Origin of the sequence: Streptomyces sp. NPDC127129, from assembly GCF_042671585.1 — a bacterium.
Classification (GTDB): Bacteria; Actinomycetota; Actinomycetes; order Streptomycetales; family Streptomycetaceae; genus Streptomyces.
The window spans coordinates 148,248-163,330 of sequence record NZ_JBHXTV010000003.1 but is presented as its reverse complement, the minus strand read 5'-3'; the positions used below and the strand labels follow the sequence as shown (position 1 = coordinate 163,330).

11 protein-coding genes are annotated in these 15,083 nt (G+C 71.2%); 9 read left to right on the top strand and 2 right to left on the bottom strand.

Going from position 1 to position 15,083, the window contains the following annotated elements:
* Positions 1 to 52: 52 nt before the first annotated feature.
* Positions 53 to 982, bottom strand: coding sequence for a hypothetical protein (locus ACFVGW_RS06885; RefSeq protein ID WP_385851109.1), 930 nt, complete (start codon positions 980 to 982; stop codon positions 53 to 55).
* A 248-nt stretch (positions 983 to 1,230) separates the two neighbouring features.
* Here ACFVGW_RS06885 and ACFVGW_RS06880 point away from each other — a divergent pair, with 248 nt between their 5' ends.
* Positions 1,231 to 1,827, top strand: a complete 597-nt coding sequence (locus tag ACFVGW_RS06880; protein ID WP_385851108.1) for a papain-like cysteine protease family protein — start codon at positions 1,231 to 1,233, stop codon at positions 1,825 to 1,827.
* 827 nt (positions 1,828 to 2,654) lie between these two features.
* Here ACFVGW_RS06880 and ACFVGW_RS06875 read toward each other — a convergent pair.
* Positions 2,655 to 3,431 carry an SDR family oxidoreductase gene (locus tag ACFVGW_RS06875; RefSeq protein ID WP_352186294.1) on the bottom strand — a complete coding sequence of 259 codons (777 nt, stop codon included), beginning with the start codon at positions 3,429 to 3,431 and terminating at the stop codon, positions 2,655 to 2,657.
* 58 nt (positions 3,432 to 3,489) lie between these two features.
* Between ACFVGW_RS06875 and uvrC the strand changes: the two genes are divergently transcribed.
* The 8 genes from uvrC (at position 3,490) to tpiA (ending at position 15,023) form a co-directional block, all read left to right on the top strand.
* Complete coding sequence (gene uvrC / locus ACFVGW_RS06870) at positions 3,490 to 5,580, top strand: excinuclease ABC subunit UvrC (RefSeq protein WP_385851107.1); 2,091 nt, start codon at positions 3,490 to 3,492, stop codon at positions 5,578 to 5,580.
* Positions 5,577 to 6,551 carry an RNase adapter RapZ gene (rapZ, locus tag ACFVGW_RS06865; RefSeq protein ID WP_352186292.1) on the top strand — a complete coding sequence of 325 codons (975 nt, stop codon included), beginning with the start codon at positions 5,577 to 5,579 and terminating at the stop codon, positions 6,549 to 6,551. Before uvrC ends, rapZ begins: the two co-directional genes overlap by 4 nt.
* Positions 6,548 to 7,570: a uridine diphosphate-N-acetylglucosamine-binding protein YvcK gene (gene yvcK / locus ACFVGW_RS06860; protein WP_383221134.1), complete on the top strand. Its 1,023-nt coding sequence runs from the start codon at positions 6,548 to 6,550 to the stop codon at positions 7,568 to 7,570. Before rapZ ends, yvcK begins: the two co-directional genes overlap by 4 nt.
* Positions 7,561 to 8,550 carry a DNA-binding protein WhiA gene (whiA, locus tag ACFVGW_RS06855; protein WP_385851106.1) on the top strand — a complete coding sequence of 330 codons (990 nt, stop codon included), beginning with the start codon at positions 7,561 to 7,563 and terminating at the stop codon, positions 8,548 to 8,550. The genes yvcK and whiA overlap by 10 nt, the downstream gene beginning before the upstream one ends.
* 167 nt (positions 8,551 to 8,717) lie before the next feature.
* A complete protein-coding gene (locus tag ACFVGW_RS06850; protein WP_385851105.1) occupies positions 8,718 to 11,678 on the top strand; it encodes a M14 family zinc carboxypeptidase in 2,961 nt (986 codons plus the stop codon).
* Between the two features lie 226 nt (positions 11,679 to 11,904).
* The gene (gap, locus tag ACFVGW_RS06845) at positions 11,905 to 12,915 is read left to right on the top strand and encodes a type I glyceraldehyde-3-phosphate dehydrogenase (RefSeq protein WP_385851104.1); all 1,011 of its coding nucleotides are present in this window, start codon (positions 11,905 to 11,907) and stop codon (positions 12,913 to 12,915) included.
* A gap of 110 nt (positions 12,916 to 13,025) precedes the next feature.
* On the top strand, positions 13,026 to 14,237 hold the full coding sequence (locus ACFVGW_RS06840) for a phosphoglycerate kinase (protein ID WP_385851103.1): 1,212 nt from the start codon (positions 13,026 to 13,028) through the stop codon (positions 14,235 to 14,237).
* Between the two features lie 30 nt (positions 14,238 to 14,267).
* Entirely contained in the window at positions 14,268 to 15,023 is a 756-nt protein-coding gene (gene tpiA, locus ACFVGW_RS06835) for a triose-phosphate isomerase (RefSeq protein ID WP_385851308.1), read from the top strand.
* The last annotated feature ends 60 nt before the right edge of the window (positions 15,024 to 15,083 follow it).

The following is a 15,083-nucleotide window of genomic DNA, read 5'->3' as shown; positions in this document are numbered from 1 at the left end:
GACGCGCAGGCGCCCCGAGACGCAGAAGCCCGGACGCGCAGGGCGACCGCGCCTACGCCCAGTCCCAGTCGATCCCCAGGAGCCCGGGCCGTACGCCCTGCTCCACCAGGTGCACCGTGCGGTGCCGCCCGCTCAGCGTCAGATCCGAGCGGCCACCGCGCGCCGCGCCCGCCGACGCCTGGGCGAAGCGCCGGCACCGTACCGGCAGCGCCGCCTCGTCGAACCGCACCTGCAGCACGTACTGCCCGCCGGCGAAGCTGAAGCCCCGGACGTACTCCCCGCTCGGACCGCCGGTGCCGTCCTCGAAGCCGTAGCCGAAGAGGTATGTCTCCCCGGCCCGCAGCCGCGCGTCGAACAGCAGCTCCGCGACGAGCACACCCGTCTCCGCGTGCCACCGCACCCGCCCCGTCCGGCAGTTCTCCGTCGCCCGCACCACCACCCGCGACGGGTCGCAGCCCGGGTCGCCGTGGTGGATGGCCAGATAGCGGTCGATGCCGTCCCGGTGCGCCCGCACCACGTGCTGGGAGTCCCGCCCCACCAGCTCCCGCCCCGCCCCGATCCGTACCCGCTCGTGGTGGCCGACCGTGTGCAGCCCCCCGTCGACCGGCGACTCCAGGCCGGCGAGCAGCTCCTCCACCGCCCCCGACGCCTCCACCAGCGAGCGGTACGAGCGGGCGGCCGGCCGCTCCACGTCACCGCGCGCCGTGACGTCCTCGGCCAGCAGCCGGATCAGCGAGTTCCCCGGCAGCTGCAGCACCTCCTCCAGGGCGCGGACGGCCTTCATCGACTCCGGCCGCTGCGGGCGGCGGGCGCCCTGCTGCCAGTAACTGAGGCTGGTCACCCCGACCTTGACCCCCCGGTGGGCGAGATGGTGCTGCACCCGCTGGAGCGGCAGCCCGCGCACCGCGAAGGCCGTGCGCAGCGCCAGATGGAACGGCCCGGTGTGCAGCAACTGCGCCAGATCGGCCTCGGTGTGCCCCACGGGACTCCTCAGTGAACGTTCACGACGAAGGGGGCGGGCCGCCGTGCCGCCGGGGGCGCGCCCGCAGGTGACGGTGGGGCACGTGTTCACAACCGGGTCACACCGTTCACAGCCCGCCGTCACCCCGCATTGAAGCGTGTTGACCCGTTCCGGACAACGTTCGATGCTCCAGGGCAGCGTCCGGACGCGATCCTCCACCCCCCACACCCCCACACATCCCCACACCCCCCCGTCCCGGGAGGAACGCGATGCGCAGTAGAAAGCTGTCCTTGGCGGCGCTCGCCGCTGCCGCCCTCTTCCTGCTCCCCATGTCGTCGGCGACCGCCGCGCCGACGGGCGAGGACGTCTCCACCCAAGCGACCCTCGCGTACAAGCGGCTGAACATCACCATGCAGGCACAGCAGAAGACGAACTGGTGCTGGGCCGCCGGCGGCAACACGATCGCCACGTGGTTCGGCCGGAACTACAGCCAGAACCAGTTCTGCAACGCCGCCTTCAACCGCCCGCAGGGCTACGACTGCCCCAACGATCAGGCCACGCTCGGCAACGTGCAGACCGGTCTGCGCTGGGCGGGCGTCAACCCCGGCTCGTACGTGACGGGCTGGCTGCGCTACTCGACCGTGCAGACCGAGATCAACGCCGACCGCCCGGTCGAGACGCGGATCCAGTGGGCGAGCGGCGGCGGCCACATGCATGTGATCTACGGGTACGACGACGCGAACAGCTGGGTCTACTGGGGCGACCCCTGGCCCTCCAGCGACCGCTACAACTGGGCCTCGCACGCCTGGTACGTGGACAACGGGTCGTTCTCCTGGACCCACTCCCTCTACCGGATAGGGGCGTGACGACGATGAGGACGCACGCACGCGCGACCGGCGCCGGGCTCCTGTCCGCCGCCGCCCTCGTCGCCCTCGGCGCCGTGCCCGCCGTCGCGGCCGGCACGCCTCCTCCGGCGCCGACGCCGGAGCGGGCGGCGTCCGCCCCCGCCACCCTGGACACGCTCTCCCGGTTCTTCGCCCGCGACGGAGCCGTCGCACGGGCGGCGGCGCGGCCCCGGATCGAGGGCGCGTCCGTTCCCGTACGGGTCCTGTCCCCGGACTTCGTGGCGGGGGACGCAGGCGCGCCCCTCGCCCGCGTCGAGTTCCACGCGAGCAAGGCGGTCGCATCGGACGGGCAGACCGCCTCGCTGTGGACCGCGCGGGGGGCGGACGGGGCGTGGCAGGTGGTGAACATCGCCACCGGCGACGACGAGATCCGGTACGCGGCGCAGGGCGCGCGGGCCCTGCCCGGCGGGATCGTCTTCCGAGAGCCGCAGATCGACGCGTGGTACGTCCAGAAGGGCGCGAAGGTGCTGCCGCTGGACGAGGACGCGGTGCGGGCGGTCGGCCGGAACGGGACGAGCCTCGGCGCGTACCGGGAACGGGTCGTGAAGGCGTACGGGGACAAGCTGCCGGACTCCGCGTACGCCCGGAAGGGCGCGGCCGGCGGGTACGCGACGGAACCCGCTTGCCCACGGGGACGCCCTGGTCACCGCGGCCTCCGCCACGGCGGCGGTGGGCGCGGCCCTGGCCCTGGGCCTGATCGGCGCACGGGCCTGGCGTCGCCGGGACGCCACCTGACGCCGGAGCGCCCCGGGGGCGGGGCAGGGGGCGAGCCCCCTGCCCCGCCCGCTCTACCGCGCCAGGTAGCCGCCGTCCACCGGGAGGACCACGCCCGTGATGAAGGACGCCTCGTCCGAGGCCAGGAAGAGGATGGCCGACGCCACCTCGTCCGGGGTGCCGAAGCGGTGCATGGGGTGGAGCCCGACGATCTCCGAGAGGTACTCCGGGCCGCCCGGTTCCGTGCGGGCCGCCGCGACCCGCTCCGTCTCGATCGTGCCCGGCGCCACCGCGTTGACGCGGATCCCGCGCCCCGCCCACTCGACCGCCAGGTGCTTCGTCAGCCCCGAGGCCACGAACTTCGCCGGGCCGTAGACCGCCTGGCGGGCCTGGCCCGCCACCCCGGAGATCGACGACGTGCAGACGATCGCCCCGCCGCTCTCCTGCCCGGCCATGACCTCGATCGCGTACTTGCAGGTCAGGAACATGCCCTTGCCGTCCACGGCCATGACCCGGTCCCAGTCGTCGCCGGTCGCCTCCGTGACGTCCGAGAGCGGGATCACCCCGGCGTTCGCCACCAGGACGTCGAGCCGCCCGAACCTCTCCACCGCCGTCGTGATCATCCGACGGGCGTCCTCCTCCCTCGCCACGTCCCCGACCACCGTCGCCATGCCGGGGTCGTCACCCAGCGTCGCCAGTCGCTCCGCGTTCACGTCCGTGGCCACCACCCGCGCACCCTCGCGTGCGAACCGCAGCGCCGTCGCCCGCCCGATTCCGCTGGCCGCCCCCGTGATCACGCACACCCGGCCCGCGAGCCGCCGCGTCGCCCGTTCCGTCGTCTCCGTCGTCATGTCCGGCCAACGAGCGCACGCGGCCTGAGTGTCGGCCCCCGCCAGTAGGGTGGGGAGCATGGCCGACCCCTCCAGCTACCGCCCCAAGCCGGGGCAGATCCCCGACTCGCCGGGGGTCTACAAATTCCGCGACGAGCACCGCCGGGTGATCTACGTCGGGAAGGCGAAGTCCCTGCGCCAGCGGCTGGCGAACTACTTCCAGCCGCTCGCGAGCCTGCACCCGCGCACGGCCACGATGGTCACCACGGCCGCCTCGGTCGAGTGGACCGTGGTCTCGACCGAGGTCGAGGCGCTCCAGCTGGAGTACTCCTGGATCAAGGAGTACGACCCCCGGTTCAACGTCAAGTACCGGGACGACAAGAGCTATCCCTACCTCGCGGTGACCCTGAACGAGGAGTTCCCGCGCGTCCAGGTCATGCGCGGCCACAAGAAGAAGGGCGTCCGCTACTTCGGCCCGTACGCCCATGCCTGGGCCATCCGCGAGACCGTCGACCTGATGCTCCGCGTCTTCCCCGTACGGACCTGCTCCGCCGGGGTGTTCCGTAACGCCGCCTCCGCCGGGCGCCCCTGCCTCCTCGGCTACATCGGCAAGTGCTCCGCCCCCTGTGTGGGCCGGGTCGAGCCCGTCGAGCACCGCGAACTGGCCGAGGAGTTCTGCGACTTCATGGCCGGCCGCACCGGCACGTACATCCGCCGCCTCGAACAGCAGATGACGGAGGCGGCCGAGGAGATGGAGTACGAGAAGGCGGCCAGGCTCCGCGACGACATAGGGGCGCTGCGGCGCGCCATGGAGAAGAACGCCGTCGTCCTGGCCGACGCCACCGACGCCGACCTGATCGCTCTCGCCGAGGACGAGCTGGAGGCGGCCGTCCAGATCTTCCACGTCCGGGGCGGACGCGTGCGCGGCCAGCGCGGCTGGGTCACGGACAAGGTGGAGGCGGTCTCCACGGCCGGCCTCGTCGAGCACGCGCTCCAGCAGCTGTACGGGGAGGAGAGCGGCGACGCGGTCCCCCGGGAGGTCCTCGTCCCGGCCGTGCCCGAGGACGCCGACGCCGTCACCCAGTGGCTGAGCGGCCGCCGCGGCTCGCAGGTCTCCCTCCGCGTCCCGCAGCGCGGCGACAAGAAGGACCTGATGGAGACGGTCGCGCGCAACGCCCAGCAGGCGCTGGTGCTGCACAAGACCAAGCGCGCCAGCGACCTGACCACCCGGTCCCGGGCCCTGGAGGAGATCGCCGAGGCCCTGGACCTGGACTCCGCGCCGCTGCGGATCGAGTGCTTCGACATCTCGCACCTCCAGGGGCAGGACGTCGTGGCGTCCATGGTCGTCTTCGAGGACGGGCTGCCGCGCAAGAGCGAGTACCGCCGCTTCCAGATCAAGGGCTTCGAGGGGCAGGACGACGTCCGCTCGATGCACGAGGTGATCAGCCGCCGCTTCAAGCGGTACCTCGTCGAGAAGGAGAAGACGGGGGAGTGGGGGCCCGAGGGCGTGGCCGTCGACGCGGACGGCGACGCGATGGACACCCACGGCGACGCGATGGACACCCACGGCGACGCGATGGACGCCCACGGCGACGGCCCGCGCGGCGACGGTCCGCCCGGCTCCGGCGAGGTGCCCGCCGACGACGGACGCCCCAAGCGATTCGCGTACCCGCCGCAGCTCGTCGTGGTCGACGGCGGGCAGCCCCAGGTCGCCGCCGCCCGGCGGGCCCTGGACGAGCTGGGCATCGACGACATCGCCGTCTGCGGCCTCGCCAAGCGGCTGGAGGAGGTCTGGCTGCCCGGCGACGACGATCCGGTCGTGCTGCCGCGCTCCAGCGAGGGCCTCTACCTCCTCCAGCGGGTACGTGACACGGCTCACGACTTCGCCATCCGCTACCAGCGCTCGAAGCGGAACAAGCGCATCAGGACCAGCCCGCTGGACGCGATCCCCGGCCTCGGCGACACCCGCAAACAGGCGTTGATCAAGCATTTCGGCTCGGTGAAGCGGCTCAGGCAGGCGACAATCGAGCAGATCTGCGAGGTGCCCGGCATGGGCAGGAAGACGGCCGAGGCCGTCGCCGTGGCTCTCGCCCAGGCGGCTCCGGCCGCGCCCGCCGTGAATACGGCAACAGGAGAGATCATGGAAGACGACGGGGGCACCACCGCATGACCGAGCACGACCGCCAGACAGAGCAAGAAACGCAAGAAGAGCAGCGAGAAGACGGAGCAGGACACGTGAGTACGGGCACGAAGGAGGCCGGTGAGACCGCCGACACGGCGGCCATCCCCGAGCTGGTGATCATCTCCGGCATGTCCGGCGCCGGCCGGTCCACCGCGGCGAAGTGCCTGGAGGACCTCGGCTGGTTCGTCGTCGACAACCTGCCGCCCGCGCTGATCCCCACCATGGTGGAGCTCGGCGCCCGTTCCCAGGGCAACGTCGCCCGGATCGCCGTCGTCGTCGACGTCCGCGGCCGGCAGTTCTTCGACGCCCTGCGGGAGTCCCTCGCCGCGCTCGACGCCCAGCAGGTCACGCGGCGGATCGTCTTCCTGGAGTCCTCCGACGAGGCCCTGGTCCGGCGGTTCGAGTCGGTCCGCAGACCGCACCCGCTCCAGGGCGACGGCCGCATCACCGACGGCATCGCCGCCGAGCGCGACCTGCTGCGCGAGCTGCGCGGCGACGCCGACCTGGTGATCGACACCTCCAGCCTCAACGTCCACGAACTGCGCGCCAAGATGGACGCCCAGTTCGCCGGCGAGGAGGAGCCGGAGCTGCGGGCCACCGTCATGTCCTTCGGGTTCAAGTACGGGCTGCCCGTCGACGCCGACCTCGTCGTCGACATGCGCTTCCTTCCCAACCCGCACTGGGTCCCCGAGCTGCGGCCCTACACCGGGCTCAACGAGGAGGTCTCGGCCTATGTCTTCAACCAGCCCGGGGCCAAGGAGTTCCTCGACCGCTACACCGAGCTGCTCCAGCTGATCGCCGCGGGCTACCGCCGCGAGGGCAAGCGGTACGTGACCATCGCCGTCGGCTGCACGGGCGGCAAGCACCGCTCCGTCGCCACGTCCGAGAAGCTCGCCGCCCGCCTCGCAGCGGAAGGGGTCGAGACCGTCGTCGTCCACCGGGACATGGGGCGCGAGTGAAGCCGTACCGTCGGCGTACGTCCACCCTCTCGGTGCGTACGCTCCGCAGGCGCGGCACCCAGCCCAAGGTCGTCGCGCTCGGCGGGGGCATGGGCCTGTCGGCCTCCCTCGCCGCGCTGCGCCGGATCACGGGCGATCTGACCGCCGTCGTGACCGTCGCCGACGACGGCGGCTCCAGCGGCCGGCTCCGGGAGGAGCTGGGGGTGCTGCCGCCGGGTGATCTGCGCAAGGCGCTCGCCGCGCTCTGCGGGGACGACGACTGGGGGCAGACCTGGTCCCGGGTCATCCAGCACCGCTTCCAGTCCAAGGGGGACCTGCACGAGCACGCGGTCGGCAATCTGCTGATCGTCGCGCTCTGGGAGCAGCTGGGCGACCATGTCCTCGCTCTGGACCTGGTCGGCAAGCTGCTCGGCGCGCACGGCCGGGTGCTGCCGATGTCGGCCGTGCCGCTGGAGCTCCAGGCCCTGGTCAAGGGGCACGATCCGGAGCGCCCGAACGACGTGGACACCGTCCGTGGCCAGGCCACGGTGGCGCTCACGCCCGGTGAGGTGCAGTCGGTGCACCTCGTGCCGAACGATCCGCCGGCCGTGCCCGAGGCCGTCGCCGCGGTCCGGGACGCGGACTGGGTGGTGCTCGGACCCGGCTCCTGGTTCTCCTCGGTGATCCCGCACCTCCTCGTGCCCGAGCTGCTCGACGCGCTCACCGAGACGAAGGCCCGCAAGGTCCTCTCCCTCAACCTCGCGCCGCAGCCGGGAGAAACCGAGGGGTTCTCTCCGCAGCGTCATTTGGAGGTTTTGGGACGACACGCCCCTAAACTCGCCCTGGACGTGGTGCTGGCCGACGAGGCCGCCGTGCCCGACCGCGACTCTCTCGCCGACGCCGCCAAACGGCTCGGCGCCGCGGTCGAGCTGGCGCCGGTGGCCCGGGCCGACGGTCTTCCGAAGCACGATCCGGAGCTGTTGGCCGCCGCGTACGACCGTATTTTTCGGATGCATGGAAGGATCGGCCCATGGCGATGACGGCAGCGGTGAAGGACGAGATCTCCCGGCTCCCCGTCACCCGGACCTGCTGCAGGAAGGCCGAGGTCTCGTCGATCCTGCGGTTCGCCGGCGGTCTGCACCTGGTGAGCGGGCGGATCGTGATCGAGGCGGAGCTGGACACCGCGATGGCGGCGCGCCGGCTCAAGCGGGACATCCTGGAGATCTTCGGGCACAGCTCCGAACTGATCGTGATGGCGCCCGGCGGTCTGCGGCGCGGTTCCCGCTTCGTCGTGCGCGTGGTCGCGGGCGGCGACCAGCTGGCCCGGCAGACCGGTCTGGTCGACGGCCGGGGCCGCCCGATCCGCGGCCTGCCCCCGCAGGTCGTCTCGGGTGCCACCTGCGACGCCGAGGCCGCGTGGCGCGGCGCGTTCCTGGCGCACGGCTCGCTCACCGAGCCCGGGCGCTCCTCCTCCCTGGAGGTGACCTGCCCCGGCCCGGAGGCCGCGCTCGCCCTGGTGGGCGCCGCGCGCCGGCTGAGCATCGCCGCGAAGGCCCGTGAGGTACGGGGTGTGGACCGGGTGGTCGTCCGGGACGGGGACGCCATCGGGGCGCTGCTGACCCGGCTCGGCGCACATGAGTCGGTGCTGGCCTGGGAGGAGCGGCGGATGCGCCGCGAGGTCCGGGCGACGGCGAACCGGCTGGCGAACTTCGACGACGCCAACCTGCGTCGCTCGGCGCGCGCGGCGGTCGCCGCGGGCGCCCGTGTCCAGCGCGCCCTGGAGATCCTCGGCGAGGAGGTGCCGGAGCACCTCGCCGCCGCGGGCCGGCTGCGCATGGAGCACAAGCAGGCCTCCCTGGAGGAGCTGGGCGCGCTCGCCGAGCCGCCGCTGACCAAGGACGCCGTCGCGGGCCGGATCCGCCGCCTGCTGGCCATGGCCGACAAGCGGGCGCAGGACCTGGGTATCCCCGGAACGGAGTCCGGCCTGTCGGAGGAGCTGGACGACAGCCTCGTCGGCTGATCCGAACCGGCCCGCCACCTGCCTCGTCGCTCAACTCACCGCTGCCGGTGCCTTTCTGAGGCACCGGCAGCACCCGTTCGGCCCGCATGGCGCCCTTGACATGATCATGAACGATGATCAGCCTGGCGTCTGTTCACTTACGTGGCAGACAACAGCAAGGGGGGCTTATGAGACGCAGAGCGGGAGCGATCCTCGCCGCGGCTTCACTGCTGATCGCGGGACTGGCGGCGACACCCGTCGCCGGAGCGCAACCTCGGAGCGCGAGCGGCGCCGACGGCGAAGCCGTCTCCGTATGGCGCGCGAAGGTCACCAAGGAACAGGTACCGCTGCTGCTCGAAGCGGGCACCGACGGCCATGAGCTGACGGAACAGGTGCCCGAGAAGGGCTCCGCCACGCTGGAGCTGTACCTCACCGACGCACAGGCCGGGCAGCTGCGCGGCAAGGGCGTCGAGCTCGCCGAGCACACCCTCTCCACCACGGCCGAGAAGCGGGTCGCGGGTGCCGGGGACGGTGTCTTCCGCCCGTACAGCGGACCGGGCGGCCTCAAGCAGGAGATCCTGGCCACCTCACAGGCCCACCCGGACCTCACGAAGGTCGTCTCGATCGGCCGGACGGTCAAGGGCCAGGACATCCTCGCCGTCAAGGTCACCAAGGGCGCCAAGAAGGTCAGGGACGGTTCAAGGCCCTCGGCCCTCTACATGTCCAACCAGCACGCCCGTGAGTGGATCACCCCCGAGATGACGCGGCGGCTGCTCCACCACTACCTCGACGGATACGGCACGGACCCGCGGATCACGAAGATCGTCGACTCCACCGAGCTCTGGTTCGTGCTCTCCGCCAACCCGGACGGCTACGACTTCACACACGCCGACCCCGCCAACCGCCAGTGGCGCAAGAACCTGCGCGACAACGACGGCGACGGCCGCGTCGAGTCCGGCGACGGCGTCGACCTCAACCGTAACTTCGCCTACAAGTGGGGCTACGACAACGAGGGTTCGTCCCCCGACCCGGCCGACGAGACCTATCGCGGCACCGGCCCGATGTCCGAGCCCGAGACGAAGGCGCTCGACGCCTTCCAGAAGCGCATCGGCTTCCGGTACGGCATCAACTACCACTCCGCCGCCCAGCTGCTGCTCTACGGCGTCGGCTGGCAGGTCGCCACCGACACCCCCGACGACGTGGTGCTCAAGTCGCTGGCCGGTACCCCGGAGAAGTCCGCCGTGCCCGGCTATCGCCCGCAGGTCTCCTCCGAGCTCTACACCACCAACGGCGAGGCCGACGGACACGCGGCGAACGTCAACGGGATGCAGATGTTCACCCCCGAGATGTCGACCTGCGCCACCGCCTCCCGCGTCGACCCGAACGACGCCTGGGAGCCCGCCGACTGCGCCTCCGTCTTCACCTTCCCGGACGACGAGAAGCTGATCCAGGCGGAGTTCGCCAAGAACGTCCCGTTCGCGCTCGCCGTCGCCGAGACCGCCGCCCACCCGGACCGGCCCGTCTCCGTCACCGGCCTCGCCGCGCCCGACTTCACCCCGCACACCTTCGCCACCTCCTACGCCCGCGGCGGCGACCAGGAGATCGCCGTCACCGCCCGCAAGTCGCTGCGCTCCAAGGAGCTCAGGTACCGGATCAACGGCGGCCGTACGCACTCCGAGCGCCTGGAGGCGTGGGAGGGCGGCGAGACGTACGGCGGTGAGGACAACCTCTACTTCGACCAGTACCGGGCCGAGGTCGAGGACGCCGACCCGGGCGACACCGTCGAGGTCTGGTTCACCGCCCGCACCCGCGAGGGCAGGGCGACCTCCTCCGCTCCCTTCACCTACACCGTTGCCGAGCGGCCCCGCGGCGACGTGCTGGTCCTCGCCGAGGAGGGCGGCACCACCGCCGCCCGGCACACCGCCGCGTACCGCACGGCGCTCGCCGGCGCCGGCCGCTCCGCTGCCGTCTGGGACGTCGCCACCCAGGGCGCCCCCGACCCGCTCGGCGTGCTGAGCCACTTCCGTACGGTCGTCTGGTACACCGGCGCCGAGCAGCCCTCGGGACCCGTCACGATGGCCGTACGGGACTACCTCAACGAGGGCGGCAAACTCGTCAACGCCGGTGAGAAGTCCGGCGGACTGGTCGACATCGGCCGGGCGACGTCCAACGACTTCGCCCAGTACTACCTCGGCGCCTACCACCGGGCCGGGCTGAACGGTCCGCCGTCCTTCGCCGGAGCAGGCGGATTCGGCGGCGCCACCGGCACCCTCGGCGGCGCGGCGGACAACCCGCTCGACAACGCCGGGGCGTACACCGTCACCTCGGACACCCTGAAGCCCCGGGAGTTCCCGCAGTTCGGCAGCAGCCGGTCCGCCGGCGACTACCCGGGCGTCCGCACCCCCTTCGAGCCGTACGAGGGCACGTCCTTCGCCGCCGTCCGGCACGTCGACGACACCTGGACGCGCCTCAGCCGCACCGTGGACCTCTCCGCCGTCACCGCGGCGGACGCGCCGAGCCTGCGCTTCCAGGTCAGCTACGACACCGAGCCCGGCTACGACAACCTCGTCGTCGAGGCCCACACCGTCGGCCAGGACGACTGGACCACACTGCCCGACGCCAACGGCGGCACCTCCTCCGCCGAGCCGGCCGACTGCGGCGAGGGCTACTACGTCCAGGGCCACCCCTTCCTCGCCCACTACCTGACGGTCGGCGAGGACGGCTGTGCCACGACCGGCACGACCGGCTCCTGGCACGCCTTCACCGGCCCGTCCAACGGCTGGCGGCAGGCCTCGATCGACCTGAGCGCCTACGCGGGCAAGCAGGTCGAGCTCTCGATCTCCTACGTCTCGGACCCCGGGACCGGCGAGATGGGCGCCTTCGTCGACGACACCGCGCTCGTCGTCCGCGGCACGGCGGGCCAGAGCGAGGGCTTCGAGACCTCCCTCGGCGCCTGGTCCGTACCGGGTCCGCCGGCCGGCAGCCCCGGCAACGGCACCGAGTGGACCCGGTCCGCGGGGCTCTTCCACTCCCAGGCCGCGGTCACCACGCGGGACACCGTTCTCCTCGGTTTCGGCCTGGAACACGTCACGAGTGCGGCGCAGCGAACGGCACTCGTCCGCAAGGCGCTCGGCACGCTGCACGGCTGAGCGGGCACCCGCACCTTTGATCACAGTCAGTGATCGGGACGAAATGGGCACCGTGGCTCGAACCCGCCGGTAATAACGGGCCACGGTGCCTTCACGAGGCATTTCGACCGCACGCGATGTCACTCTGAGCCGATGAGAGAGGTAGGGTCGTAAGCGGTCGGGGACATCCCTAAAAAAGAATCTCGCCGGCGTCGAACCCGGCGTACTCTCACGAGGAGATCGGTTCGTGACGATCCGCGTAGGCATCAACGGCTTTGGCCGCATCGGTCGCAACTACTTCCGGGCGCTCCTTGAGCAGCGTGCCGACATCGAGATCGTGGCTGTCAACGACCTGGGTGACACCGCGACCACTGCGCACCTGCTGAAGTACGACACGATCCTGGGACGCCTCAAGGCCGAGGTCACCCACACCGCCGACACCATCACCGTCGACGGCCACACCATCAAGGTGCTCTCGGAGCGCAACCCGGCCGACATCCCCTGGGGCGAGCTGGGCGTCGACATCGTCATCGAGTCGACCGGCATCTTCACCAAGAAGGCCGACGCCGAGAAGCACATCGCCGGTGGCGCGAAGAAGGTCCTCATCTCGGCTCCGGCCAAGGACGAGGACATCACCATCGTCATGGGTGTCAACCAGGACAAGTACGAGCCGGCGAACCACCACGTCATCTCGAACGCGTCCTGCACCACCAACTGTGTGGCGCCGATGGCCAAGGTTCTCGACGAGAACTTCGGCATCGTCAAGGGCCTGATGACCACGGTCCACGCGTACACCAACGACCAGCGCATCCTGGACTTCCCGCACTCCGACCTGCGCCGCGCCCGCGCCGCCGCGGAGAACATCATCCCGACCACGACGGGTGCCGCCAAGGCCACCGCCCTGGTCCTCCCGCAGCTCAAGGGCAAGCTGGACGGCATCGCCATGCGCGTCCCGGTCCCGACCGGCTCGGCCACCGACCTGGTCGTCACGCTGCAGCGCGAGGTCACCAAGGACGAGGTCAACGCCGCGTTCAAGAAGGCCGCCGACGACGGCGACCTGAAGGGCATCCTCTTCTACACCGAGGACCCGATCGTCTCCTCGGACATCGTCAGCGACCCGGCCTCCTGCACCTTCGACTCCTCCCTGACCATGGTCCAGGAGGGCAACTCGGTGAAGATCCTCGGCTGGTACGACAACGAGTGGGGCTACTCGAACCGCCTCGTCGACCTCACCGTCTTCGTGGGCAACCAGCTCTAAAGCCTCCGGAACCGGCACCTCGATGTGAGTGCAGGGCTCGGACAGCGCGATGATGCGCTGTGCGAGCCCTGTCTCGTGTGCTTCACCGCGTACCAAGGAGTCAGTAGAAGATGAAGACCATCGACGAGCTTCTCGCCGAAGGCGTCGCCGGCAAGCGCGTATTCGTCCGCGCCGACCTCAACGTGCCGCTCGACGGCACCACCATCACCGACGACGGCCGCATCCGCGCCGTCCTGCCCACGGTCGAGGCGCTCGCCGACGCCGGTGCCCGGGTCGTCGTCGCCTCGCACCTGGGCCGCCCCAAGGGCGCTCCGGACCCGGCGTTCTCCCTCGCACCGGCCGCCGCGCGCCTCGGCGAACTGCTCGGCGCCGAGGTGGCGTTCGCGACCGACACGGTCGGCGAGTCCGCCCGGTCGACCGTCGCCGGCCTCGCCGACGGCCAGGTCGCCGTCGTCGAGAACCTCCGCTTCAACGCCGGCGAGACCTCCAAGGACGACGCCGAGCGCGGCGCGTTCGCGGACCAGCTGGCCGCCCTCGCCGACGTCTACGTCGGCGACGGTTTCGGTGCCGTGCACCGCAAGCACGCCTCGGTCTTCGACCTCCCGGCCCGCCTGCCGCACGTCGCCGGCTACCTCATCGCCACCGAGGTCGGCGTCCTGAAGAAGCTGACCGCCGAGGTCAAGCGGCCGTACGTGGTCGTCCTGGGCGGCGCCAAGGTCTCCGACAAGCTCGCCGTCATCGACGAGCTGCTCGGCAAGGCCGACCGTCTCCTCATCGGCGGCGGCATGGCGTACACCTTCCTCTACGCCAAGGGCCACGAGGTCGGCATCTCCCTGCTCCAGAAGGACCAGGTGGAGACCGTCAAGGAGTACATGAAGCGGGCCGAGGAGAGCGGCGTCGAGCTCGTCCTCCCGGTCGACGTGCTCGTCTCCTCGGACTTCCCGGACCTGAAGACCAAGGCCCCGGCCGACTTCGAGACCGTCGACGCCGACAAGATCCCCTCGACGAAGGAGGGCCTCGACATCGGTCCGAAGACGCGTGAGCTGTACGCGTCGAAGCTGGCCGACGCCGAGACCGTCTTCTGGAACGGCCCGCTGGGCGTCTTCGAGCACCCCGACTACGCGGGCGGCACCAAGGCCGTCGCGCAGGCCCTGCTCGACAGCCCCGGCTTCACCGTCGTCGGCGGTGGCGACAGCGCCGCCGCGGTCCGCACCCTGGGCTTCGACGAGAATGCCTTCGGCCACATTTCGACCGGCGGCGGCGCCTCCCTCGAGTACCTCGAGGGCAAGACGCTCCCCGGCCTCGCCGCACTGGAGGACTGAACACCTGTGAGCAGCACCCGCACCCCGCTGATGGCGGGCAACTGGAAGATGAACCTCAACCACCTCGAGGCCATCGCCCACGTCCAGAAGCTCGCCTTCGCGCTGACCGAAAAGGACCACGACGCCGTCGAGGTCGCGGTCCTGCCGCCCTTCACCGACCTGCGGTCCGTCCAGACCCTGGTCGACGGCGACAAGCTCAAGATCAAGTACGGCGCCCAGGACATCTCGGCGCAGGACTCCGGTGCGTACACCGGCGAGATCTCGGGCCTCATGCTGTCCAAGCTGAAGTGCGCCTACGTCGCCGTGGGCCACTCCGAGCGCCGGCAGTACCACGCCGAGACGGACGAGCTCTGCAACGCCAAGGTGAAGGCCGCGTTCAAGCACGGCATCACCCCGATCCTCTGCGTCGGCGAGGGCCTGGACGTCCGCAAGGCCGGACAGCAGGTCCAGTACACGCTCAACCAGCTCGACGGCGGACTGAAGGACCTCCCGGCCGAGCAGGCCGAGTCCATCGTGATCGCGTACGAGCCGGTGTGGGCCATCGGCACCGGCGAGGTCGCCACCCCCGAGGACGCGCAGGAGGTCTGCGGAGCGATCCGCGGCCGTCTCGCGGAGCTGTACTCGCAGGAGCTGGCCGACAAGGTCCGCATCCAGTACGGCGGCTCGGTCAAGGCCGGAAACGTGGCCGCGATCATGGCGCAGCCCGACGTCGACGGGGCCCTGGTGGGCGGCGCGGCGTTGGACTCCGACGAGTTCGTCAAGATCGTCCGCTTCCGGGATCAGTGACCTGATCGGTGAGTAGGCGGTAGCGACGATCCGTCGTACCCTTGCGGGGGTCGGGCGCGA

Coding starts and splice junctions, on each gene's coding strand:
- ACFVGW_RS06880 (WP_385851108.1), top strand. CDS start 1,231: ATGCGCAGTAGAAAGCTGTCCTTGGCGGCGCTCGCCGCTGCCGCCCTC.
- ACFVGW_RS06875 (WP_352186294.1), bottom strand. CDS start 3,431: ATGACGACGGAGACGACGGAACGGGCGACGCGGCGGCTCGCGGGCCGG.
- uvrC (WP_385851107.1), top strand. CDS start 3,490: ATGGCCGACCCCTCCAGCTACCGCCCCAAGCCGGGGCAGATCCCCGAC.
- rapZ (WP_352186292.1), top strand. CDS start 5,577: ATGACCGAGCACGACCGCCAGACAGAGCAAGAAACGCAAGAAGAGCAG.
- whiA (WP_385851106.1), top strand. CDS start 7,561: ATGGCGATGACGGCAGCGGTGAAGGACGAGATCTCCCGGCTCCCCGTC.
- ACFVGW_RS06850 (WP_385851105.1), top strand. CDS start 8,718: ATGAGACGCAGAGCGGGAGCGATCCTCGCCGCGGCTTCACTGCTGATC.
- ACFVGW_RS06840 (WP_385851103.1), top strand. CDS start 13,026: ATGAAGACCATCGACGAGCTTCTCGCCGAAGGCGTCGCCGGCAAGCGC.
- tpiA (WP_385851308.1), top strand. CDS start 14,268: ATGGCGGGCAACTGGAAGATGAACCTCAACCACCTCGAGGCCATCGCC.